16 protein-coding genes are annotated in these 25,334 nt (G+C 47.6%); 4 read left to right on the forward strand and 12 right to left on the reverse strand.

The features are described 5' to 3' along the window. Positions 1–92 precede the first annotated feature (92 nt). Entirely contained in the window at positions 93–587 is a 495-nt protein-coding gene (locus RIE73_RS20360) for a hypothetical protein (RefSeq protein WP_446402913.1), read from the forward strand. A gap of 113 nt (positions 588–700) precedes the next feature. Then, positions 701–2,518 carry an ABC transporter ATP-binding protein gene (locus RIE73_RS20365; protein WP_446402914.1) on the forward strand — a complete coding sequence of 606 codons (1,818 nt, stop codon included), beginning with the start codon at positions 701–703 and terminating at the stop codon, positions 2,516–2,518. 524 nt (positions 2,519–3,042) lie between these two features. Here RIE73_RS20365 and RIE73_RS20370 read toward each other — a convergent pair. Together RIE73_RS20370 and ilvD are read right to left on the reverse strand one after the other, a co-directional pair. Then, complete coding sequence (locus tag RIE73_RS20370) at positions 3,043–3,216, reverse strand: hypothetical protein (RefSeq protein ID WP_446402915.1); 174 nt, start codon at positions 3,214–3,216, stop codon at positions 3,043–3,045. Positions 3,217–3,415: 199 nt separating this feature from the next. Beyond that, entirely contained in the window at positions 3,416–5,119 is a 1,704-nt protein-coding gene (gene ilvD, locus RIE73_RS20375) for a dihydroxy-acid dehydratase (protein WP_446402916.1), read from the reverse strand. Between the two features lie 335 nt (positions 5,120–5,454). Between ilvD and RIE73_RS20380 the strand changes: the two genes are divergently transcribed. Both RIE73_RS20380 and RIE73_RS20385 read left to right on the forward strand, forming a co-directional pair. After that, positions 5,455–6,294 carry a pentapeptide repeat-containing protein gene (locus tag RIE73_RS20380; RefSeq protein ID WP_446402917.1) on the forward strand — a complete coding sequence of 280 codons (840 nt, stop codon included), beginning with the start codon at positions 5,455–5,457 and terminating at the stop codon, positions 6,292–6,294. A 341-nt stretch (positions 6,295–6,635) separates the two neighbouring features. Beyond that, positions 6,636–7,916, forward strand: coding sequence for an ABC transporter substrate-binding protein (locus RIE73_RS20385; protein ID WP_446402918.1), 1,281 nt, complete (start codon positions 6,636–6,638; stop codon positions 7,914–7,916). A 342-nt stretch (positions 7,917–8,258) separates the two neighbouring features. Here the strand turns inward: RIE73_RS20385 and RIE73_RS20390 are convergent, their stop codons facing one another. The 10 genes from RIE73_RS20390 to RIE73_RS20435 form a co-directional block, all read right to left on the reverse strand. Then, positions 8,259–9,587 carry a bifunctional folylpolyglutamate synthase/dihydrofolate synthase gene (locus RIE73_RS20390; RefSeq protein WP_446402919.1) on the reverse strand — a complete coding sequence of 443 codons (1,329 nt, stop codon included), beginning with the start codon at positions 9,585–9,587 and terminating at the stop codon, positions 8,259–8,261. Between the two features lie 102 nt (positions 9,588–9,689). Then, on the reverse strand, positions 9,690–10,283 hold the full coding sequence (locus RIE73_RS20395; RefSeq protein ID WP_446402920.1) for a pilus assembly FimT family protein: 594 nt from the start codon (positions 10,281–10,283) through the stop codon (positions 9,690–9,692). Between the two features lie 889 nt (positions 10,284–11,172). Further along, positions 11,173–11,868 (reverse strand): pilus assembly FimT family protein, encoded by a 696-nt coding sequence (locus RIE73_RS20400; protein ID WP_446402921.1) that lies wholly within the window; start codon positions 11,866–11,868, stop codon positions 11,173–11,175. Between the two features lie 111 nt (positions 11,869–11,979). Continuing rightward, positions 11,980–13,023: a hormogonium polysaccharide secretion pseudopilin HpsC gene (gene hpsC / locus RIE73_RS20405; RefSeq protein WP_446402922.1), complete on the reverse strand. Its 1,044-nt coding sequence runs from the start codon at positions 13,021–13,023 to the stop codon at positions 11,980–11,982. An 82-nt stretch (positions 13,024–13,105) separates the two neighbouring features. Next, positions 13,106–13,966 carry a hormogonium polysaccharide secretion pseudopilin HpsB gene (gene hpsB / locus RIE73_RS20410; protein WP_446402923.1) on the reverse strand — a complete coding sequence of 287 codons (861 nt, stop codon included), beginning with the start codon at positions 13,964–13,966 and terminating at the stop codon, positions 13,106–13,108. A 35-nt stretch (positions 13,967–14,001) separates the two neighbouring features. Then, positions 14,002–20,097: a hormogonium polysaccharide biosynthesis protein HpsA gene (hpsA, locus tag RIE73_RS20415; RefSeq protein ID WP_446402924.1), complete on the reverse strand. Its 6,096-nt coding sequence runs from the start codon at positions 20,095–20,097 to the stop codon at positions 14,002–14,004. A gap of 614 nt (positions 20,098–20,711) precedes the next feature. Further along, the gene (rpmB, locus tag RIE73_RS20420; protein WP_446373370.1) at positions 20,712–20,948 is read right to left on the reverse strand and encodes a 50S ribosomal protein L28; all 237 of its coding nucleotides are present in this window, start codon (positions 20,946–20,948) and stop codon (positions 20,712–20,714) included. 177 nt (positions 20,949–21,125) lie between these two features. Continuing rightward, a complete protein-coding gene (gene htpG, locus RIE73_RS20425) occupies positions 21,126–23,108 on the reverse strand; it encodes a molecular chaperone HtpG (RefSeq protein WP_446403051.1) in 1,983 nt (660 codons plus the stop codon). Between the two features lie 419 nt (positions 23,109–23,527). Further along, entirely contained in the window at positions 23,528–24,436 is a 909-nt protein-coding gene (locus RIE73_RS20430) for a sulfotransferase family protein (RefSeq protein ID WP_446402925.1), read from the reverse strand. Then, positions 24,381–25,316 (reverse strand): sulfotransferase family protein, encoded by a 936-nt coding sequence (locus RIE73_RS20435; protein WP_446402926.1) that lies wholly within the window; start codon positions 25,314–25,316, stop codon positions 24,381–24,383. The genes RIE73_RS20430 and RIE73_RS20435 overlap by 56 nt, the downstream gene beginning before the upstream one ends. Positions 25,317–25,334: the final 18 nt, after the last annotated feature.

Here is a 25,334-nt window from a genome sequence, read left to right on the forward strand (position 1 = left end):
GATCAGATCGATTGACCATTTCCTTCCCGGATTGCCGTCACAGGGTTGGTAGGAAAGTATGCTATCCGTCTGCTTTTACATTTGTAAGATCCATGCTCACACATCACCGCTTACCTGTTTGTCTTTCGGTTGTATCGACGGATCTGCCGATTTGGTTCACGATTGAAACGGCGGCTACGCTGTATCAAAAAGAACGCGATCGCTTTCACTTACTCTTAAGAGAACCCTCAATCCCGGAATGGGAATCCCGACACCCCCCTCAAACGGGTGTCACAGATGTCGTCAAGCGCACTCCCCAGCGACTTTTGTGGCTCGAAATTTCCCCCTATCGGATGATTATGACCATGCAGGCAAATGGTAACTTAAGTTATCGTCATCGTTGGGAACGGGGGGTGTACGGTATCAGTCGCTATTGGCTTCATAATAAGGCGACCAAGAACCATCAGTCGTTGCAACTGCGAAACTATACCCGGATGCTGAAACTAGAGGGATACCCTTTACCCCAAAGCTTGGAACTTGACTATGAACTCTGGTCGGGTAAAGTGCGCCTAGGTCACTACCTTCTCCGGCTACAGATGTATCATTGATGGGATGGGGAATTAGGACAAGAGAATTTTGATTACCAATCCAGTTTTTGCTGGATTTATTGATTATTCGTTATAAATAGAAAAATATATTGTTATGCAACCAGATAATAGAAATGGCAACATTTCGAGATATTCTCACCTATTATCGACCGTACTGGGGCATCTCGATTTTTAGCATAACGGCTGCCAGTCTATTTGAAATGATTGATTTAGCGGTGCCTTATGCGATCGGGCAGATTCTCAATGTCCTATCCGATCAACCGTTGGATAGGCTGATGCAAACGGTAATCACCACAGTCGCCACTTTAACCCAAACTCGCGTCAATCAGTCCCTCTCTCTGGCTGTGTTACTGGGTATCATTTTCATCGTCACTGTCGTCAGGGCACCGATTCAACCCTGGTTAGGCAGTTGGTTTCACTGGGCAATCCCCTTACGCGCCCGTCGCGATCAGTCAGAAAACGCTATCCGCAAAATTCTCACGCTTCCGCTAGAATTTTACGATGAAAATAACCCCGGACGAATTGCTGGACGACTCGCGAAAGGTCTAGCCAATCATACCTGGACTTATCCGGAAATTGCCGGACAACTGATTCCCAAACTGGCACGGGTATGCGGCATTTTTGTGGTGATCTGGTTCATTGAATGGCGTATCGCTTTATTATTTTTAATTTCCTTTGTGTTTATCTTGGGGTTCAGTCTCAAAAATCTCAGGGAACTGATTATTGAGGAAGGCTTATTAGATCACCATCAAGAAAATACGGAAAGTCGTACCTCAGAAATCATCACTAATATCAAAACCGTCAAAGCCTTTGCCACAGAAGCCACCGAACTCAACCGACAGCGCCAGCGTCTCAACCGGGAACTCAAATTTGTCTTGTATCGCATCCATTTAGGATATGTTAAATTAGCCACCTGGCAACGAACGGTGATCCAAATTTGTGTCTTTTCTATTTTGGGGTTAACCCTGTTGGCGACGGTGCAAGGCAATATTTCATTAGGGCATTTTATCACGACGTTAACCCTATCCAGCATTGCCTACGCTGAACTCGAACCCATCAACGATCTCTCGGAAACCTTTGCCCGTCGCTATGCTTCTATGGTTCGATTGCATGAATTCATGCAGCTTCCTGGAGGAAGAGATGCAGCGGGGATTGTTTTAGATCCGGCTGATAGCGCCAAATCCTATCAATTTCCGGGCAAAGTTGAGTTACAGCACTTGAGTTTCAGTTATGATGCTAAACGTCCCGTATTGCAGGATATTAATTTACAGATTGAACCCTGTCAAACGATCGCATTAGTCGGGCGATCGGGTTCGGGTAAATCGACGTTGGTTAAACTCTTATTTCGCTATTTTGAACCGAATCAAGGTAGCATCTTGATTGATGGGATCGACATTCGCCAGTTGGATGTGACTGGGTATCGTCAACGTTTGGCGATCGTTCATCAGGATGTTGATGTGTTTAACGGAACATTATTAGATAATCTGACTTACGGTAATCCCAACGTTAGCTTCCAGAAAGTCCAAGAGGCTTGTCGTATTGCCAGAGTAGACGAAGTGATCGACCAATTACCCAAAGGGTACTCCACTATAGTTGGTGAACGCGGTGTGCGACTCTCAGGCGGACAAAGACAACGGCTAGGAATTGCCAGGGCGCTATTAGTTGAACCCGATGTCCTGATTTTTGATGAAGCTACCTCTAGTTTGGACTACGAGTCTGAACGTTCGATTCAGTTAGCGATGCAGACGATTCAGGGAACCTGTACCACCATTATTATTGCTCACCGACTTAGCACAGTACGCGATGCCGATAAAATTGTGGTACTGGATCAGGGTAAGATTGTGGAAATCGGTAGTCATGATGAACTGTTGCGTCATGAAGGAATTTACTGGCGGTTACACTCGCTGCAAGAAACCGGGGAGTTAATTTGATTCTCATAAGTAGGCACACCACATAATGGTTGTAAATCTTTAAAGATTGCATTAACTATTCCTGGGCTTAAATTTTTACTGGGTAAATGTTTAATTTCTGCTGTCAAACTTGGCAAATTACCCTTACCCCAAAATCATTTAGATTTAATCCGAACTAGGGAGGTATTCGGAGGTCTGTACCAAGTTGAGACTCAGTGCGGTATTCAACTCTTGCGTTGCCAGATTTGTCTCTAGCAATCCCTGACTTCAAGCGTCAGCTAAGTCAGGGTTGTTGAATCTTGAGAATTTACCGATCGCCTAAATGCACATCTGATATAGCACTACCCACTAAGGTTAGGACATAAAAGAAAAATTAAAATCGCTCAATCCCTTGTCAGGTAAGCTTTTGTCTTCACTATTGCCTATTGCCTATTGCCTATTCCCTCCCCGCGTAGCGCTATATCATGTCCGGTCAAACTTATGACGATTATAAAAAACACCGATCTCCAGCTAGGAAATCGGCATTGTTAACCTCTAGAAGGGAATTAGTCCAAATACCCCATAAGTTCGTCGCTCGATTCAGTCGAATTAGGCGCGATCGGACGATTGTTCGGTAAAGGCTTAACGTCAAGGACTGTGGTGTTGGGGGTTCTTCTTGCCAACGCTTGTTGGGTTTCAGTTTGAGTGCTTTTATTTTTGGTTGTTGTTCTATCTGCCATAATCCCTTACTCCTAAACTAAAATGGGCTTCAAATTCCAGAATCGCTACAAAATATTACAATTGCTTCATATTTTAACAATTATGCACAAAAAAGGAAATCAGTTAGTCCAAGAGGGAACAGGAAGGAACAGCTTCCCCTGCTCCCAGACGTAGCATGCTACGTCTCTACATTGCTTCCCCTGCTTCCCCATCTCCCCATCATTCTGTAATCTGATTCATCACCGCTTCGAAATCCGTCACCGCACCCAGACTACTAGAGGAGACTAATTTAGCGTACTTCGCCAGCACCCCTGTAGTATACCGGGGTTTGGGCGGTTGCCAATTGGCGCGGCGTTGTTGCAGTTCCTGATCAGATATATTGATCTGTAATAATCGCGCTGGGGCGTCAATGGTAATCGAATCCCCGTCTTGGACTAATGCGATCGCACCGCCAACGAAGGCTTCTGGGGCAACATGACCCACTACCATACCATAAGTCCCACCGGAAAAGCGACCATCGGTAATTAATCCCACCGAATCCCCTAATCCTGCACCAATAATTGCTGATGTGGGGGCTAACATTTCCCGCATTCCCGGACCCCCTTTGGGTCCCTCATAACGCACCACAATCACATCTCCAGCCTGAATCTTACCCGCCAAAATTGCCTCCAGACAGGCTTCCTCGGATTCAAACACACGCGCCGGACCAGTGATTTGGGGCGTTTTCACCCCGGTAATCTTCGCCACCGCGCCTTCGGTTGCCAAATTTCCTTTTAAAATCGCCAAATGTCCTTGAGTATACATGGGATTATCCCAGGGACGAATCACATCTTGATCCGAGGGCGGTGCATCGGGTACATCCGCTAATACTTCAGCCATGGTTTTCCCGGTAATCGTTAATGCATCACCATGGAATAAACCATGAACCAGCAGCATTTTCATCACTTGGGGAATCCCGCCAACCTGGTGCAAATTCGTGGTCACATATCGACCACTGGGTTTGAGATCACACAGTACCGGAACTCTAGCGCGAATCGTTTCAAAGTCATCCAGAGTTAACTCTACCCCGATCGCCCGGGCAATTGCCAGTAAATGCAATACCGCATTCGTTGATCCGCCCACTGCCATAATCACCGAAATGGCATTTTCAAAGGCTTGGCGGGTTAAAATCTGTTGGGGGAGAATCTGCTGCCGAATCGCTTCCACGAGAACCTTTGCGGATTTTTCCGTACTGTCGGCTTTTTCGGCATCTTCTGCCGCCATGGTCGAGGAATAGGGTAAACTCATCCCCATGGCTTCAAATGCTGAAGACATGGTGTTAGCGGTGAACATTCCCCCACAAGAACCCGCACCGGGACAAGCGTTTCGTTCCACCGCCACCAGTTGTTCTTCCGTAATTTTACCCGCGCTATGTTGTCCCACCGCTTCAAAGGCGCTGACAACGGTTAAATCTTGTCCATCCAGATGTCCGGGTTTAATTGTTCCCCCATAGACAAAGATAGCGGGAATATTTAGGCGGGCGATCGCAATCATCGCCCCGGGCATATTCTTATCACAGCCACCAATTGCCAGCACCCCATCCATACTTTGACCATTACAGACGGTTTCGATGGAGTCGGCAATCACTTCCCGCGACACCAGGGAATATTTCATCCCCTCAGTACCCATAGAGATACCATCACTAATCGTAATTGTGCCAAAGACTTGCGGCATTGCCCCAGCCTGTTTAAGTCCGGCTTCTGCCCGTAGTGCTAAGTCATTGATGCCCATATTACAGGGCGTAATTGTACTATATCCATTCGCCAACCCCACAATCGGCTTAGTAAAATCGCGATCGCTAAAACCAACAGCACGCAGCATGGCACGATTTGGCGATCGTTGTACACCTTGGGTAACGACTTTGCTTCTCAGGTTGTCTGACATTGGCTTATTTTCCTTCTTTATTGGTCATTTGTCATTTGTCAAAGAAGAGGGAACAGGGAACAGGGAACGGACAATGGAAAAGCGTATGTAGGGGCGGGTTTTACTACTATCATTTCTTGCCTCACCCAGATGCGACTAAACCCGCCCCGACTGCGTTCCCAACGTAGCCGACTACGTCTCTACACACCCCATCACCCCATCACCCCATCACCCCATCACCTACCCTGCTACAGGACAATTTCTTCATTATCACTCACGACTCACCCATCATGAATCCCTTAAGGTAAACTTGATAATTTAATGCCTTTGATACACATCTACCTAGGCAATCACCTATGGATGCCGATGAACTGCTGAAACGTTATGCAGTAGGGGAACGGGACTTCAGACGAGTTAATCTGAGAAACGCCTCCCTGAGTGGCGTCAATCTGACTCACGCCAACTTGCGAGGATCGGACTTAAGCCAAAGCAATCTGACTGGGGCGTCTCTCAAACTGGTTAACCTGCGAGAAGCGAATCTCACTCAAGCCATCTTAGCTGGCACAGATTTAGCTGAAGCGAACCTCATTTCGAGTAACTTAACCCAAGCTAATCTGAGTGACGCCAATTTAATTAATGCCAGTTTGCGAGCATCAACCTTGAATAGGGCAAATCTCAGTCGTGCCAATCTGTCGGAAGCAATTCTCAGTGAAGCGATAATGCGGGAAGCTAACTTAAATCAGGCAAAATTGACTGACGCTTCACTCAGCCGCACCAATCTCTCTTATGCTACATTAATTAGCGCTAATTTAGACAAGGCGAATTTAACCAATGGAATTTTCCTAGAGACGAACTTAACCCAGGCAAATCTGAACAAAGCCCTGTTACATGGCGCTAACTTTACTCAAGCCGACTTAACCGAAGTTGATTTGAGTCAGGCTCGAATCAATGGTGTGAATTTGACCCGAGCCATCCTGATTAGGGCGAAGTTGAGAGGCGCGAGTATTTGTTGGACAACGCTACGAGGCGCTAATCTTAGCCAAGCTAATTTATATCGCGCTAAACTGTGCTGGTCTAATTTAACGGATGCAATTTTACTAGAAACCGTGTTGCTCGATGCCAATATGGATCAAGTTAACCTGCGTGGTGCGACATTAACGGGGGCGATATTACCCGATGGATTCAGTTATGAGTGAGGGAAGGGAACAGGGAACAGGGAAAAAGGGATTGATTTTTTTTGACAACCCTTAACTCAGGTGACAAAATTTAGTTTCTCTAATATTTTCCCTACACCCCACACCCCATACCCCACACCCTGCCTACCTTTGACGCGAGCTTTTCACCCCTTCAGAGGGTAGGTACTGCCCACCGGATTGATAGCCGAATCAGCATTTTAGTCCATTTTAATGGACTTAAGCTTTGAGCCAAGAACTTGAGTTCTTGGCGGATGATGTGGGAGTCTTAAAAATGGTGTAATATCTCAATTTGAATAACCAGATAAATTCGTCAATCAACCATTAACAATCAACCACGATCAATGATTCGGATCAAAACCTGGAAACAATTTGGACAATTTGCCCTGTTAGGATGGCTGTTAAGTTGGCTGATAAGCTGTAGCCCCGCCCCCACACCGTCAGCGTCGGGAGAACTAGAGTTCTGGACGATGCAGCTTCAGCCTCAGTTTACCGAGTATTTTAACCAAGTCATCGGTGACTTTGAAGCCGAGCACCCAGAGGTTAAAGTACGCTGGGTGGATGTCCCCTGGGCGGAAATGGAACGGAAAATCTTAACGGCGGTATCGGCAAAAACCGCACCGGATGTGGTTAACTTAAATCCCAGCTTTGCCTCCCAGCTTGCCACTCGTAATGCTTGGTTAAATTTAGAGGGGACGATTCCTGATGAAATTCGCCAGCGATATTTACCCAAAATCTGGCAAGCCAGTACCATTGATAATCAAAGTTTTGGCATTCCTTGGTATCTGACCACACGAGTAACAATTTACAATCAAGATTTACTTAAGCAAGCCGGAATTAGTCAACCGCCCACAACCTATACTGAACTAGCAGAGGTTGCCCAACAGGTGAAGGATAAGACAGGAAACTATGCCTTTTTTGTCACCTTTGTTCCCAATGATTCCAGTGAAGTGTTGGAATCCTTGGTTCAGATGGGTGTGCAGTTAGTCGATGAAGAAGGAAAAGCCGCCTTTAATACGCCAGAAGGAATTGCCGCGTTTCAGTATTGGGTAGACTTGTATCAAAAAGGACTCTTACCACGAGAAGTTCTCACCCAAGGACATCGGAATGCCATTGAATTATATCAAGCGGGGGAAACAGCATTACTAGCATCTGGGGCGGAATTCCTAAAAACAATTGAAACCAACGCTCCCGACATTGCCAAAGTATCAGCGGCGTCTCCTCAAATTACCGGAAAAACCGGGAAAAAGAATGTAGCGGTGATGAATTTAGTCATACCCCGAGATACAAATAACCCAGAGGACGCCTTAAACTTTGCTCTATTTGTGACAAATACCGAGAATCAGTTAGCCTTTGCTCAAGCCGCAAATGTTTTACCCTCAACCCTTGCAGCCGTGGAACAGTATCAAGCGCAATTATCAAGTAATCCGAATGCTTCCCCCGTAGAACAAGCACGAGCAATTAGTGCCAATCAGTTAACAGAGGCGGAAGTATTAGTACCAGCAATGAAAGATTTAAACAAATTACAAGCCGCAATTTATGAGAACTTACAAGCGGCGATGTTAGCAGAAAAGTCGGTAGAACAAGCCGTAGCCGATGCAGCCCAGATGTGGGATAATTTGTAGTTTTTAGTTTGTAGTAAGGGCTTTAGCCTATCAACGCTCAAACGTAGGGACTAATGTAGTTTGTAGTAAGAGCTTTAGCCTCAGGCGGTAATGATGAAGGAAGATCAAGGGAAGGGGAAAGCGATCGCGCCGACTACTTAATGCAGTTTGTAGTCAGGGATGGGAGCCTATCATCGCTTCAACGCAGGAACTAACCTCAAAATTATATCGGCGCTAAAGCGCAACTACAAACCGGAAAGCGATCGCGCCGACTACTTAATGCAGTTTGTAGTCAGGGATGCGAGCCTATCAACCTTCCAACGTAGGGACTAACCTCAAAATTATATCGGCGCTAAAGCGCAACTACAAACCGAGGAAGTAACCCACCAGATAAAGAGAACCGCACAGGATAATGGTAGAATCAGAAGCCGTGGTTGTCGCCGCTTGTAGTCCAGCTTCTAAGTTAGGATAGGTGTGACAATCGGCAAGATTAGGACAAACTGATCGCGCGATCGCAGCCAATTCTTCGGGTTCGGCTGAACTATGATCAGGCACAGGAACCAGGTAAACGCGATCGCCCCCTCGCAGTAATGCCCTAAAAATCCCCTCATGCTCTTTAGTTGAGAGGATTCCCATTACCCAAGTTACAGGCGTATTCAGCGTATCCACATATTGACGCAAACCTGTCGCCGCCGCCGGATTATGAGCGCCATCCACCAATAGGCGATAATTCTTCCATTCAGTCCATTGTAAGCGTCCCAACCATTGCGTCTTTGCCATCCCGGAAACAATCGCAGACTCTGGGATATGCCAACCTTGGCGAATCAGGGATTGAAACGTCGCGATCGCCACAGCAGAATTCGTTAACTGAATCTCCCCCAGCAACGGTAATGGATAGATTATCCCCGCATAACTTGCCCATAATGGCGCGTCTGCATTTTGATGTAGGGGCGGGTTTAGGGACTTGGGTGTCGCGATTGATGATAACCTTGGTTCAAAACCCGCCCTGACTACAGTTTGCCGATTGAATTCCTGGGCAGGTTCTACCCAGGTTACTGGACAATTTAACGCCTCAATCCGAGATTGAACAACAGCTTTCGCTTCCGGCGGAAGAGGGGCGATAATCGCCGGACAATTGGGTTTCAGGATACCCGCTTTCTCCGTAGCGATTTGACTCAGCGTCGAACCCAGAACCTGCCAATGTTCGCGACTAATCGAGGTAATAATCGTCGCCAAAGGCTGATCACAGACATTGGTTGCATCCAGGCGTCCCCCCAACCCCACCTCAATCACCGCAATATCCACCTGTTCCTGAGCAAAATAGAACCAAGCCGCCGCCGTAATCACTTCAAACTGCGTCGGCGACTCTTCGGTATTGGGGGGAATCGCCGCTTGCACCTGTTCCAGCACATTAACCAGTTCTGTCGTAGAAATCGGGTATTGATTAATACAGATCCGTTCCGTCCAATCAATTAAATGAGGAGACGTATAGCGTCCCACCCGATACCCTGCTTCACTGAGAACCGAGGAAAGATAAGCGCAAACCGAACCCTTCCCATTCGTTCCCGCCACATGAATCATCGGCACACGCTGATGGGGATTCCCCAACGCCGCCAGAAGTCGCTGGATGCGTTCCAAACCCAGGTGAACACCAAAACGTTGATAGGGTTGCAACAGAGAATTAATATCCATACCAATAGTTCCCCCCTTTTGAAGGGGGGCTAGGGGGGATCTGTTCCGTAGGGTCATTTTACTACACCGTAAATTGATTCTATTTCGTTTCCGGGCTGGAGCTTAATAACAATACTTACCTCTACTATTGGGTTTATCCTGGTCATAACCCATCCGCAAGGTTCCAATTAATGTAGACACATAAACACAACGTTGAACCGGGCTATGGTCTTTTGGAATTAGCGTAATCTGTCCTAGTTGTCCATTGGTATTACCTTTGTAGTTAAACTGGACACGCCAGGGTCCGGTTATCGTTTTGTGACCCGGACTATCTAGGGTTGTCTCGTAGACATCTTGGTCATTTTTTTCCATGTCAACCTTAATATCCTGGTTAAGATTGTGCCATTGAACGCCCGGTGGGATAAAGTCGGTATCAACCCGATGCACCGCCCACTGAACCTGCTCATTCTCCTGTCGGATGCTCACTTGCCAAGTCCGTTTCTCTCGCAACGCATTACTTTTCGCCTCTAGCATGGCTTGGTAAATTTGAGATTGAGCCGTATTCAAGCGCTGGACATTCACAAACTGTAGCCAACCCGGAGCCGCGATCGCACTCACTACCCCGACTATGATCATAACTAGAATTAGCTCCAGGACTGTATATCCAGCTAGGGCGCTGGGAACGGGTTTTGGGGTTAATTGTTTGCTGTGTAGCATGGTAAATTCACCGTTATCGAACCAACGTGTCGGAAGTTCCCTGCTACGATGCGAGCAATCTGCTTTGAGGGTAAATCTATTGTTTGACAGATGCAACTGGCTACATCTGGAATCTGAGTTTTGACCTTTTGTACACAACCAACAGCGACTATCTAATCAGACGGGTTCGTAGTGAGGACTTTAGTCCTAGATTCTGTTGGGTAACAGGCGTCAACCCAACCTACAACCTACGAAGCCAATCTATCCCAGCATTTTAGTTGTGTCACATCGGTAGGGGGTCTTTGTTGGTTTAGCCATGACTTCTAGTCGCTGGGCGCAATGTCAGAACCGATTAGCAGAGTACTCATCGCAATGGGAGCATCTTGCTCTGTTGGTAGTCATACCAAATCCGGCGAACGCTACCCCCGTGATAACCTAGTCCTTACCTTGCGGACTTTGTTTGTGTAGCAGCGATTTCAATCGCCTCCTCTTCAATCGCCTCCTCTTGCATGGGGTGATCAAGGCGGATTTGGTATCAGCACAAAACCTGCTTGGAAATACAGCGCTTAATTCTGTAATAAAGTACAGTAGATCAAAGTCCCCCTTTTTAAGGGGGATGTGAGGGGGATCGACAATGTACCGCATAGCAGAGCAAACTGCTGTAAAGCCTTTTCAGGTACGCTTAGTGCCTACTACTCACCTAATCAATAATCGGCTACAATTCTCTTAAATGGGATGCTCCTCAGGCAACTCCCTTATGATATTTTGCGACAATATTTTTTTTATGCATAGGGGGATGACAAAAAACTTTATTTAATCAATCTTAACGTATTGAAAGTTAATATAAATTGATAAATTCACTCTTTTTATAGATAAGAGGCAAGTTGACTCACTGCCCATTGTCAAATGACTACTGGAACTGGCAATCTTGTGAATTTTTCCCAATTTGCATTGACCCAATTAGGGTTTTAACGACAACGCAACGGGCTGTAGCCTCAATGGGGTCACCATTAGATTGGGGTACGGCTACGGTAATATTAATACCATCACCAATGTCTGGCTCTTCACCATCAACAAGCGCTAGATTACCTTGATAATCAAAGATAATTGTTCTTTCTGTATCTAAATTACAGTTAAAAGCTGCTTGTTCATTATCTTTATTGCTATCAATATTTGAGCAGAGAGTAACCTGTTCAGGTTTAATGTCTAACCCTTCAGTTAAAGGTCTCCAGGCGTTGCTATTGTTGTCTAAATCAATATCGTCACCACTCCTGTCTTGTGTGGGATAAACCGCCACTTGGGGACGTTCTCCAGCCGACTGTCTAAAACTAACGCTATAGCTCAGTTGTGTCCGTTTCGCTTCCCGTTGAGCCTCCTGTAAGGCACTCCATACCTGATCATTCACTTTCGAGACTCGTTGACGGTTAACAAACGCCAGCCAACCCGGTGCAGCAATAGCGGATAGAATGGCAATCATCAGGACAACTACAACCAGTTCCAGCAGACTGAATCCAGCTTCACCTTTGGTTGAGTCTTCCCGCCAAGATTGTTGAGTTTGACGAGTAGCTAGTTTTGTGTATTTTTTTAATAAGGTTGATTTATTCATAATCTTATGTTGTGTTGTTTTTGATTTATTTATGAATGTACAGGTTTTGCCAATGACCAATGACCGCCGTCGGTGAGTTAAGGGGTATTCTTTTACATCTGTTGCTCAAGATTATTCGATAGATCCAATCCCATCCACTGTAATCGTTGACTCGGGGAAGTAGGGAGAATCTTCAGCATATTCTGCATCGTTTTGAATTCTGGCGAGGGCATTGCCTCGGATGTAGATTTGAGCCAGTGTCCTTTCTGTGTCTACGCAAGCGAAGAAGCTAGTTGATTCGGGATTGTCAGGGAGAGTCTTTAACTGTTCTGGCGTTTTTTTGTCTGTTTTATCTTCTTCCCGATCGATTACACCATCACCATTTCTATCTAATCCCAGACGCGATAAGCAATAATTGTCCTCTGGAACAAAAACAGCGTCGTTGTCATCCGGTGAAGTTTGATCAATGTAATCCACTAATACAGCCTGCTGATTACCAACAGTGCTTTGAACCGTACCATCCCACGCATTCATTGCCTGCTCAAGGGACTTGCTTCCCCCTCGCTCAAACAGCTCAAATCCAGAATCCTGTGGAACTATATAAGTATCAGAATCATTAGGGTCTCTAATCCCGTCACTAATTTCAAACCGAGCAATTCTGGCGGCGTTTGACCACTGATCGTTATCTTCATCAATCAGGGAATAGACAACAAGCGAATAGACAAAGTAATCATTACATTGTCTTTCCTTGGCTTGTTCGCTAATATTATCAGGACAAAGATCACCTTCTGCTTCAAAATTTTTATCAACCGCCCTCGGTAATCTTTTCCGCTTCCAAAATGCTAAGAGTGGCTCACCATCTAGATCAAGATTATCGGCAATTCCGTTGTCACCTGTTCCATGAAGACCTTCACCATCGTAGATGTAAACAGCTTGCTCTAATTCGCGAGCGATGTAATCAAGGGCGGATTGCAGTTCTTGTCCTGTCGTCGATTTGGCTTGCTCTTTGCGGTCTGTGGCGAGGAGATTGACCATGAATCCGAGCAGCGGCGTGATCACTAAAGCTGCTAAAATAATCGCCACAAGGAGTTCAATCAGTGTAAACCCCTTGGTTTTTTGGGCTGACCCTGAGCCTTTGGGCTGAGATTTGAAGATTGATTGAATTGCCTCTCTCATGACATCTTACTCCGTAAACGTTACTCAAAACACTGGCTTTTTTTGTTTTGAGTTGTGAATTTGTTCTTTATGCTGAATTGGATTAGCAACCATCAATACCTGCATTATCGCAAATGCTTCTATATTCAGGCAGATTGTCTTCCTCTACAACAACCTCGGTTGACATGATCACTAAGGGGGCTTGAGTTGAGCTTAAGCCAATTCCCCCGGTAAAACTGGATTGGGTTGCATCTTTCTCAAAGTTCTGGGTAAAGTCAGATGTAAACGCATCAGCCCGGTAGACCCGCACCCCGAGTTTGTAACTCGGATAGTCCCGATTGGGATTTCCACCTTGAGTGGGAATTTTGCCGAATGCCTGAATGATGAAGTCTTGAAAGCTATTGCACGCATCATCTCCATCCCCATCGACACAGTAGAATACAGCGTTGTTTTGGGTGGGTTGGCTACAGTATTGATTATCGGAGCAAGTGGGAGCTGCTTTCGTTGGAGCAGGAACCTCATTTAGGTTGTCACCTGGAGTATTTGCTGAATCCTCTGTAATCGCGTTATGAGTTCCTTCTGCATTTTCAGCATCCGTCGGTCCAAAGGGAATTGCTCCGGTTCTCACCCCATCCAGATAGGATCTGGCGGCTTGAGTAGCTTGTTCCACCCGTCTGGCTTGAACCCGTGTAGCAACTGACAGGGTGATTACCGGTGCTAGTCCAATCATCAGAATCGTTACCACAATAATTGCCACTAACGATTCAATGATCGTAAAACCCGACTGACTCGCTGGGGGGGATTTCCCCCCTTGGCGGGGGTGATGATTGCCGACAGCAGCCTTGAAGGAAGGATTCAAGGGAACTGGCTGGCGAGACGTCAGTTGCTGGAAGGCAAATGATATCGAGGAATATCCGCGATTCAATTGCCTTGGATTTTGTTGCATCTGCTTGGGCTTGTTCATGGTTTAATCTGCTGCTGGTTCAAGCCTTGGGTGTTTTACCAGGGACAACTGGGGCGTTCCTTGTCACTGACCGCGTTATTGCCATCTACTGTTTTGGCGCACAATAACGCTTGTAACCAGGGGTCATTGCGGGAAACTTCCCGGTAGAACTCATCCGGAGCGCCTGTGGGGGGTGTGGTGAATTGGCTACTAAATAGGTCAGGGAGCTGACTCAGTAAGCCGACATCATACCCAACTCGCCGTTTTTGGGGTTGGGAGTAGGGGAGTTTTCCCTGAGAGTTACGGGTGGAGTATTTTTGGGTGTATTCAAACAGACCTCCTGGACTTTCCCAGAATGGACCAATCTCTAAAAACGGTTGGTACGGACTGGTGGCATAGCTACTCCGGTCAAATTGCATGAGAGAACCGCTAATAGTTAGAGTTTGGTCAGCCCAGTCTTCTAAGAGGCGGGCGAAGTTACCTACACCACCATCGGGTTCGCCTTCCCTCGCTGGGGTGTTTCCGGCAGCGCTGATTAGGTTAAAGGTGCTGGGAGTGGCTTTCTGGTGCCAATTTGTTCGCTCAACCTCTTCGTCAATATTCCCGCTGGGGTTGATATTGCCGTTGTCCTCTTTAGGGATTTGCAGTTGTAATACGGGGACGGTTATGGGTTGGTCTTGGGCGGTCATGGCGTAGATTTTGACATTCGTTCCGAAGGCGGCTACGTTATTGAAGCCGAGGAAGCGACCCCCGATTATGTCTACGTCGTTGAATGTGATGGTATTAGCCGAATTGCCGATAAAGTTACCTGCTAGTAAATGGGGATCTCCTGAAGGTGTATTAAATGTCAAATTTCCATTCTCCACAACCCAGTATATGTTGTTGGGATCAACGCCACCTTCAAGGTTAAGTTGAACGCCATTTCCACTACTATTTCCAAATGTAAGAGCACCATCAGTACGTCGCAGGACAAATATCGATTCTGGTGTTCCCTGAAGCGTAATCGTCGCACCGTCATTAAAAGTACCCACAGTCAGGTCATAGACATTGACCGACTTTTGCAGGTTTGTTGAAGTAGCATCTTCGGAAGGTTGTGCTGTCAGTGTTCCCCCAGTTGCTAGTAGATCCCCTTCGGGCTCCACAATTGCATCCCCAGGAGTAGCCGGGTTGAGAGCGGCAGGCATCAGGGCTTCTCGTACCTTATTAATTCTGAATTTTGCGCCAGATAGAGGTGTTAATGCTGCTGCTGCTACAGTATCTGAATCATCAATCATATTTTTTGCAACAGAGCATCCTTTTGCCAAGCAGAATGGGTATTTAGCAACTGGATCGTTATCCAAATTGAGTCGAGCCAATTCCGCTGCGATCGCTCCATAAGCTGGATCTTCTGCCACTTTAGGCACGAATACCTTGAAGTCGGTCCCATCATTGACATACTTCCTTTGAGGAGCACCGTCTTTATCAAGCATCCATGCATACTTATCTACATTGGTTTCGTAGTAAATTGGTCGATCAACTTGATAATCAATCCGAGTTGGATCTCCAGGGTCAGTAACCTTACCGCCGACTGTGCCGCTTACTGTGTTTCGGAACCAAAGGTTATTCTGGGTATTGCGGTTGGGTACATTGAGGTTGTTTGCCACACCCCCATAAACACAGCCATTGTTTTCCGGGGCATCACCTGTAGTATCTAGGGTACAGCCGACGCCAATGGGTCGCACAGTATTGTTACGGGCATCGTCCAGAATCAAGGTATGGTTCTTCGTCCGAGCAAAGGCAATGCGGCGCGGGAAGCGTCGGTCTGCTTCCATCAACGCGGGTTCGGCGGTTGTACCGGCTCCTAGACGATCTCGAGGACTCAGATTGCTACCAGCACTTCCTCCAATAGTTGCTACATATGGATCAAACCAATCGGCTTCATTATGCTGTAGCTGATTATCACCTCCGGCTGCTCTGCCCGCCCCAACAGGAGTGTTTATCCCAACACTCTTAGAAGTTACTAAAAGCGCACCAAGTTGATCAACCGTGACATTTTTCTCATCCAAAGTTGGATCGGGATCGGTGGTCAACACGCCATCCCCATTCCTGTCATATCCGACAACCCAGTCCTCCGCCGTACAAGCAGAAACCGGTAACTTGCGGCAGATTTCCATAATATATTCCGCAGAGCCATTGAATCGTCGCTGGACGGGAGTGACGAAGTTGTTGAAATAGGAGCTGCCAACGTAATCTCCACCCTGATTACCGTTTTGAGAATAATCCTCTTCCGTGGGAGTCTTGCCATCAATCGTTATCCCCCCACTGCTAAATCCATTGGTGACAAAGTCGTTGGCAAAGAAGCCATTGTTCAACCGATTAGTGATAAAGCTCTGATTGACAACATGATTATTTCTCAGGTCGTAATCCCCTTCATCGCGGAAGCCAAATCGGAAATCCTTCGACAGCAACGTCATCGAATCAGCAATCACCGTTGCGGGACGCCAGGTATCCCCGGTTTGACAATCCAGGCGTTCATCACCAGGACGACAAGCGAAGTCGGGATTGAGATCGTCCTCATCTTGCCCGCGACCGTAGAAGTTGTTCCAGTTTGCTGCATTCAGTTCGGCGTTGAATTCTTCCTGAGTGTGCGGATTGAACAGAGACTCATCGCCATCATCGACGATGCCATCCTCATTCTGATCCGACCAAGCCCAGAGGTATGCGGGTAAGTCGGTGACTAGGGTCAATCCTTTTTCCTCCTCCCGGAAGTTTTCTGTGTTGTTGCGAGCAAGTTTTTCACCATTGAAGATCAGGATGCCACTGGGACGACGGGTGGGGTCAAGTTTGTAGTCCACGGCGCTTGTTCGCAACGCACCAGCTATCTCCTCCTCGTCTAACTCGTCACCAGGAAGCTGATAGTCTTCTTTGTCGGGTAACTCAGGCAGCAATTGGCTGAGGTCTGGCAAAGCGTCATCACGGGAGGCATAGATAATGCCACTGTTGGGTAGGAGGTATTCATCGACACTTTCGGGAATGAATGAACCGCTGATGCCTTTTTTGCGTAGTTTATCCAGGTCTATCTTGGTCGCCCGCACCTCTAGGGGTTGGCGTTCTTCGATGGGCAGGTCATAGTCGATGACATCATTAGCATCTATGAAGTCGGCGACAGATTCGACTTTTAAGGTGTCTGGGTCATCTTTATGAATCGCTTGAATCTGACGACTATCCAGGAATGCTACCTCACTAATTGCCCCGTGTGGAATAACACTTTCATTCGGTTGCAGGGTTCCATCTAAAATCTGCAAGGCGCAGATGCTTGAGTCAATCGCCGCTTGCTGGGCAAGCGTCCGCTCATCCGGTTCTGCCAGCAAGGCGTCGCGCAGGGGTTCGTTAACAAAGCGTCCATTGGGGAAGACCAGATTCGCTTGATAGGCAAGTTTCTGTTGGATATTCCCATAATCTTCTTTACCCTGACCTCCCACCAGCCCCTGAGCATCTCTAGTCATTTTTGAAACAGTCTTGGAAGTTTGGCTGGGGGGGGCAGGATAACTCACGCCGTTATTCGACTTGCCCCAACCAACCCCAGGTTGAGTCGGGGGCCAGTCTAATTGCCCACTCACATCCGGTAAGCCTTGCGGATTCCTGGCGGTTGTGGCATTAGTCGGGTCGTAGTAGCTACTGACGCAGGCAATGGGTTCTTGCTTTTGATCGTCTCCTTCTTCCGGGAGTTGATATCTGTCGTCGGCATAGTGGTAAACTGCCGTCGCCCTCATCCGCAGGTCACCTTTGGCATACTTGCGTGTATTGGGGTCGATTAGGTTAGTACCCCCTATGGCCGTAAATTCAGCAGCACTCAGATTGGGGAATGGGCTTCCTGTGAGTGGGGGTAAGCCCTGACCATTGCCATCCTGCCAGCCCAGACCTTTCCAAGGATCGGGAACCCAATCAGAATCGATGTTTGCATAGACCTTCTCACCCGCCATCGGGGACATGGGCATGGTATCGGGCCACACAATGGGAAACGTTTCTTTTACTGAAGTTGAAGGGTCATCATAATAAGTGGTTATTACCTCTTTTCCGCCAACGGTTTCCTGCTGGAATTTCGCCTCAACTGTGTCCGTTGTCGGGTCATCCCAGGTTGGCGGGGGCAAGAAGGAATTTTTGCGTTCATACACCCCAGCGCCAGTGACAATCCGCAAACCACCCACGGGGTCGAGTAAATTTTCCGGTTCTCGGGCAGCTGCCTTCTCCCAGAATCCATCTCGACCCTTATCCCCCACATCACTGAGGGGCGTGACCTGGGAGGCGCGACTACGTGTCTCACTGGTATCATCCGGTACATCCCATGTCGTACCCTCAATCTCCTGGCGTGCGTTTTCGCCAACGGGATTTTCATCCTCATACCAGACGGCAGGCAGATTGTGACCGATTAACATGCGATCGCCCACTTCATTTTCGCGATCGCTATCTTCTAGCACCTCAGGCAGCGTCGCTTTGGGCAGAGCGCTTTCTCCCTGGGTATTCAGGGAAACGGGTGCGTATCCCGATGTCGTCTTACCATCCTCTGGATCATAGGGGAACATCCATTCATCTGGCGGACGCAACTGGTCTCCCTCACCGACTGGGTCTTGAAGCTGGGTCTTTTTATCCTTGGGAACCTCCTCGAAGGGTACCCGCCGTGTCCGATCTCTGAAGTAGGCGGTTAATGCCTTCTCTCGCACCTTCTCTTTTTCACTGTCGGCGGCATCCCGGACTTGGGTTTTTACGTCTTCTGGATCTGTACTATTGTTAACATTTGGGTTTTGATCAATCCAGCGTGTTACTAAGTGCCGGACACGAGCTGTATAGGCATCGCTATTGTAGAGGATGGTGCGGGGAACCTCACTATTGGTTGCCGATTGATTGGTTGTGGTTAAATCTTTGATGTCTGGATCATCGCCCTCAACAAACAGATGAACTTTAACGGGTCTACCATTGGCAATATCGGACAGGGGCGCGGCGTTAACCACATGACCACCCACTGTAATTTTGCTGTTTTCTACATCGGGGTAAAAACAAGAGGCGGGGGCGCTCACCTGGTAGAGTTCAATATTGCCCCTGTCTTGGGTTGTCGTGGTAAACAAGTTACCATTGGTAACCATTCTGCCATTCAGGCGCAGTGTCTCCCCACCCACCACGGCTAAGTCATCCTGAAAGACGACGGCATTATTACTCAATGGAATTCTGGCTCGGTCTTGCTGGTATTCTAGTGCTGAGAAACCTGGAGCAGTTCCAGGGGGGAAATATTCATAGTTTTCTTGGTCATTGTATGGCGGTTCATTAAAACCTGCAATACCCAGATTATTCAGATTCTCAACAATAGGCACCGTTGCTGTATAGACAAAGAAACTCTTCTTCAGCTTAGAGCCCGACTTATACCAACCCGCCTGACTCACCAACTTAGCACTCGTTTTCAGCGCCCCAGCACAGGCGCCGCTGCCTGCGCCTTCATCCATTGGGGGAGTTCTAGCGTCTAGCGGACTTCTGGCTGTCGCGAAAGAACCATCGCCCCCACGCAGCGGACTGCGGTAAGAGATGAAATAGATGGTAAAACTATCAAACTTCCCGTCGCCATCGGTATCAACGGGAAATCGCCAAGCGGTTGATACGGCTTCCTCCTGTTCAAGTCGAGCCGCCGCCTCCTCAATGTTGCCATCGTCATTGAGATCGTAACCCACCTTCAACCGCTGTTCATCCGGGAAAGTAAATTTATCTTTCTCTGGCTCACTGTTGTAATCGTCCTTGTACTCAAACAAATTATCAAGCGCACTGTCAGAGGGAGTGCCACGAGGCAGTCGCGGATCATCAAATAAAGCATCCAGCTTAGCGGTTGCCCGATCCATCGCGGGTGCAGCGGCTGCCATCACTTCTTCACTCACCCGGTAGTTCCGAGCATTTTTGGCTCGGTCAAAGGAGCGAAATACGATCGCGGTAGTGAGTAGGATCACCACCAAAATCACCATGGTTACCGTAGGCAGAATAAATCCCGCCCCAGCTAAGCCAGAGCGATGGCGCAAAACCATCAACCTTCGCAATAACCAGGTCATGACTCGTTTTGTTAATGTCCTTGATATCTTTAGGAGTTGCCGATAGAGTTTTTGAATAACCTTGGCTAGCTTTTTCGGGATTGACATGGTGATGTCCTCTCAAGAGGTATCGATAGATAGTTAAACCGAACAACAACGCTTCTCTGGGCGTTCCGTCTGGGGGATTTTGATGATAAGCAATAGCAAGACGTTTAATAGTATGTCCGGATGGGGACGAGCCTCCTTTGTATTATGAGACAAAAGCTCTGGGGGCAAGTTCCCTCTGGCGATAGAATTATTTGACCTATTTCAGACGCAGTTCTCACCGATCACCCTGGCTTAATCCGATTGTACTCTACGGTACACTTCGTCTCATCAGTGAGTTACTAAGCCTAGCTTACCCACTTTGGCGAGAAAAGTGATCATCCTGTTGGATATTTGTCCTTCGTCCTTTGTCATTGGTTAAGGGAGATGGGGAAGTTCTTGTAGGTTGGGTAGAGCGTAAGCGTTACCCAACAGGCTAACATAGCGTCGGGTTACTCGATAAGAAGGCTCTGCCTACGTTCCCAGAGTCCAACCTATAAAGGTAACAGGGTTCCAATTCTGACACCAACTCAGGGCGGGTTTAGTTGCATCTGGGTGAGGAAAGAAACGATAATAGTCAAACCCGCCCCTACACAATACTCTACTTTCCCCATCTTCCCCACCTTCCCCACGGGGATTTAATAATGATGGAGATTAATCCCTGCTTCCTTTGCCATCGCCTGTAATCCCTTCTTCTCCAGCGTCTTAATCGCCTTGGTCGAAAGTTTCAACTTCACCCAGCGATTTCCTTCTTGCCACCATACCCGCTTCGATTGCAAGTTAGCTTGCTGTAATTTTTTGGTGCGGCGGTGAGAGTGGGAGATGGCATAGGCGTTATTTGCCTTCTTTCCCGTTAGTTGACATTTGCGTGACATAACTAGCCTCTAAATGATAGTCCGTACTCCATCATATCTTGGTCATTCGTCAGGGAACAGGGAACAGGGAATGGGGAACAGGGAACATGGAATCTAGCTTAAGTTGACACCTAAAACGTCAGTGCAGGGCGCACGTCAGGTTGATAAAGGGCGCACGTCTATGCGCCCCTACGGTATCTAACGCTCAGTCAACCGCGTCAACACCTGATTCGACCGTTCCACAAACGCCTTCATTCCATTGGCGTCAAAGCCCCGTTGCGCCATTAATGCCAAATCATAGACGTGTTGGCAAATTTGATTGGCGAGTTCTCCACTGGGGGATTGACCTACCCCTTGGACAATACTCCCCTGACTAATCTCCACTAAATTCTCAATCAAGGGATGTGCCGTATTCACCACTAAAATATGCTCCTCCGGAAACTGCGCCGCTTGCTGCTGCAATAGGGCGGTCATATCCTGCAACCGTCGCATGGCTTCCGGGAGTAGTACCATGGCTGGAGGTGTCCCTTGGGGGTCATCGGATTTCAGCGCCTGGGTTTTCACGTTAACCTTGGGCTTGTTTATCGCTTTCTCAAATAACTCCTTAATCAGTTCACTGCGGGTTTTATTGGTTTTGGGGTCAACGATATCCGCCGCCTTGTCTTGGTCAACCAAGGTATTATCTAACTCCGAGTCTACCCGGGAGAACTTGACATCGGAATATTCCTGTTCCAGGAAACTAATAAAGTGGGTGTCGATAAACGAGTCCATATAAAGGACTTCCAACCCCTGATTCTTGTGCAGTTCCACATACGTCGCTTGGGCGGCTTCGTCGGTGCAGTAGAAGACGTGGTTTTCGTGCCGGGTTTTGTTGCGGTCTAAATACTCTTTCAGCGTGGTGTAAGTCCGTCCCTGTTCATCTTGATTCGCGGCGGCTGAACTCACCTCTTGCCAAGCATCGTCTTCTTGGGACTGCACTTCTACCTCTGGTGTCTCTGCTTGGCTTGCGGATTCCCCAGAATAGGTGGTGCGATAGATAATGATATCTTCGACTTGTTTCTTGAACTTGTCGTTATTCAGGGAACCAAACTTAACAAACGTCCCCACATCTTGCCAGCAGCGGATATAGTCTTGCCGTTGCTCATTATAAAGCTGATTCAGGCGGTCAGCAATTTTCTTGGCAATAAAATCGGCAATCCGGCGCACCGTCCGGTCATTGGTGAGGGCAGAACGGGAGACATTGATGGGAATGTCGGGACTATCAATCACCCCGCGCAACGGCATCAAGAAGTTAGGAATCACTTCTTCACAGTTGTCGCTGACAAACACCTGATTACAGAACAGTTTAATATGACCCTTGGTCACATCCACATCGGGTTTAAGTTTGGGAAAATAGAGAATCCCATTCAACAAGAAAGGATAATCTGTCTTCAGATGCACCCACAGCAGCGGGTCTTCCTGAAACGGATACAGATAGCGATAAAATTCTAAATAATCCTCATCGCTCAGGTTTTGCGGTGATTGTTTCCACAGTGCCTTATGCTGATTCAGTTCCTCGCCATCGAGCTTAATCGGTACAGGCATGAAGTCGCAGTACTTCTTCACCAGTTGACGAATCCGGGCGGGTTCGACATATTCGACTTCTTCATCCTGTAGGGTCAGGGTGATGGTGGTTCCCCGTTCTTTGCGAGACGATTCCAACAGTTCAAATTGGGGAGAGCCATCACAAGACCAATGCACCGCCTCAGCACCGGCTTGGTAGGATAGAGTATCAACCTCGACTTTCTTTGCCACCATGAAGCAGGAATAAAATCCCAAGCCGAAGTGACCGATAATCTGCTGGTCAGCGTCTTTTTGATATTTCTGGATAAACTCTTCGGCGCTGGAGAAGGCGACTTGGTTAATGTATTTTTTCACCTCCTCCGCCGTCATGCCAATCCCGTTATCAGAGACGGAGAGAGTCTGGTTATTTTTATCCAGGGAAATGGTAATTTCTGGTTCCCCCACATCCCCATCAACTTCCCCAGAGTAGGACACCATCTTCAGCTTCTGGATGGCGTCCACGGCGTTGGAGACCAATTCCCGCAAGAAGATTTCGTGGTCGGTGTAGAGCGACTTCTTGATAATCGGAAAGATGTTCTCGGTATGAATCGTAATTTGTCCCTGTTCTAGTACAGTCATAGGTGACACTCTGTAATGGTTCGGTTCTTCAGTACGATTGTGTGCGATCGCCCGCTTCTTGGGGGAACAGATAGCCCCCGTTAGAGAATACGGATCTCCGCACTTGGGGACGGTGAGGGAGATGGGGATGTAGAGACGTAGCATGCTACGTCTGGAAGCGGGGGAAGTTGTCAAGTTCTGATAACTTAAACTATTCTTTCCCCCTTCAGCGGTTTAAACTTTCCAATCAGGTACAGGTCTCAACAAAAGCCCAATATCCCCTTGGACGCATGTATTTTGTTAAACTTATGATAAAAATTATGACTAAGTATTGACAAAAACACAGATGACACTTTCCTCAAACCCTAAATACTGGAGTTAAAGTTCAATTTTTTTCCCGACACCCCACACCCGACACCCCACACCCGACACCCGACACCCTAAACCCCATACCCCAACTCCCGCATCATCGGCGCAATAATAGGCATCACCTGGTTAATCGCCTGCCCATTCTTCTGTTTCCACTTATCCGCTTGCGGCTGGGAAACCGTAGTCCAACTGAGACGCCCCTCCTGGATATACTGAAGACTCTCCGGGGACATTTCCCATCCAGTGAACTGACAAAACTGCTCCAATACCACCTGGGGATCAGCTAAAAGCTCTTCATAAGCAACTCGCATCAACCGCTTCTGCCAATCGGGATTCGCCTGTTCCCACTCCAGCACATAACGATTATGCTCCACCCAACTCCAGGCACAAATCTCGGCTAATGACTGGTGAACCACCGTTTGCCAACCCGGTGGAATCGGATAACACCAATGGGAAATCGTCGCACCTTCGGGAAACGGTAACGGGCGCTTCCAGAAAACCCCCGAATGCCAACCCTCCATCATTGAAGAAACACAGGCTCTACCATCACGAACCAGATGCACCAATAAAGCATCCGGAAACATCAGCTGTAGCGCTTCTAAATGAAAGCAATTGGCAACCGTTTTCTCCAAATAGCGCACCGGTTTCCTGAGTAAACCATAATTAAAGCCATCCCGCCAGCGAGAGGGGCGGCGATGGCGTAGGTTTTCGATTAACAGTTCCCGGCGAAACGCTTTAATCATGTCCGGGGTACATTCGGCTGGCGAAATATAATCGGTGGGTACAGATAATCGCTGATAGGGAAAAAACTGAAACCATAACGGATCATTCTCCTTATCAAACGACCAAACCTCTGGTAGGCGTCGAGTAATTTCATACAAATAACTCGACCCTGACCGAGGAGCCGATACAATAAAGACAGGTCTAAGCAAACGCGGCTGCCAAACCTGAAAAATCAGGAACTTTATCGCTGGTGGCATCAGACGTGATGGGCGGTGGGGATAGGTGATAACCGAAGGACTGCATCCGAGTTCCACAAATCGTTTCAATCGTTTGCAAGTTATCCTTGCCAAAGAATTCTAACCAATTCACCCGATAGTTGCCACGGGGTTGATACTGAATATCAACCTGATCGGAAATATCGTGAATTGGGTTTAATCCCACCCGTAGGGCTAAATCACGAATGGTGTTCGTCTTATCCTGGACAAAATCTTCATAGCGGATAAGATAAATCTTATCCCGGTGAGCTTGATAGGTATCCGTTGCCCAGTTCCAGCGGTGAGCGAGTCGTTCAATGTAATTACTGCCCTCGACGTGAGGAAGATCCCCCGCCAACATCAGAGACCAACCCTTGGCTGGCATTTTTTGCAACTGTTTACACCAGTTACCCTCCAAGGCTGGTAAGTTTCCCGGAAGTTTCAGTCGATTCAGGACACTGCGAATCATCTGCCGGGGATCACGCATCACTTGAACGAAGGTGGCTTGGGGAAAACAGGGCTTGACATCTTCATAGAGAAATGTAAAATTGGGATCTTTGATGATCGGCGTCGAAAAATAGAACTTGTGGGCTTGTACCACATCATCAAACGCCAGTTCCTGGTTAAAGAGTTGCTGCCGCAGATGGGCTTTGAGGTCAATGTGGTGGAAGGGGTCAATGGTAACAGACTGACCAGAGATTTGACCCAATAAAGCTGCGATCGCTGTTGTTCCCGACTTTTGATGCCCTAAAATTATAATCGGAGTCGGATGAATCTGGGCAATCTGGTGCTTGTACGCATTTCTCAAGTGATTTACCCATTGAACTGAAGCCCGTGGCAACTGTTTGACGACGGTTGGTATAGGAAGCGTTCCCTGATACATTGCTTTAATGCCTTGTTA

Source organism: Coleofasciculus sp. C1-SOL-03 (assembly GCF_040220555.1).
GTDB lineage: Bacteria > Cyanobacteriota > Cyanobacteriia > Cyanobacteriales > Coleofasciculaceae > Coleofasciculus.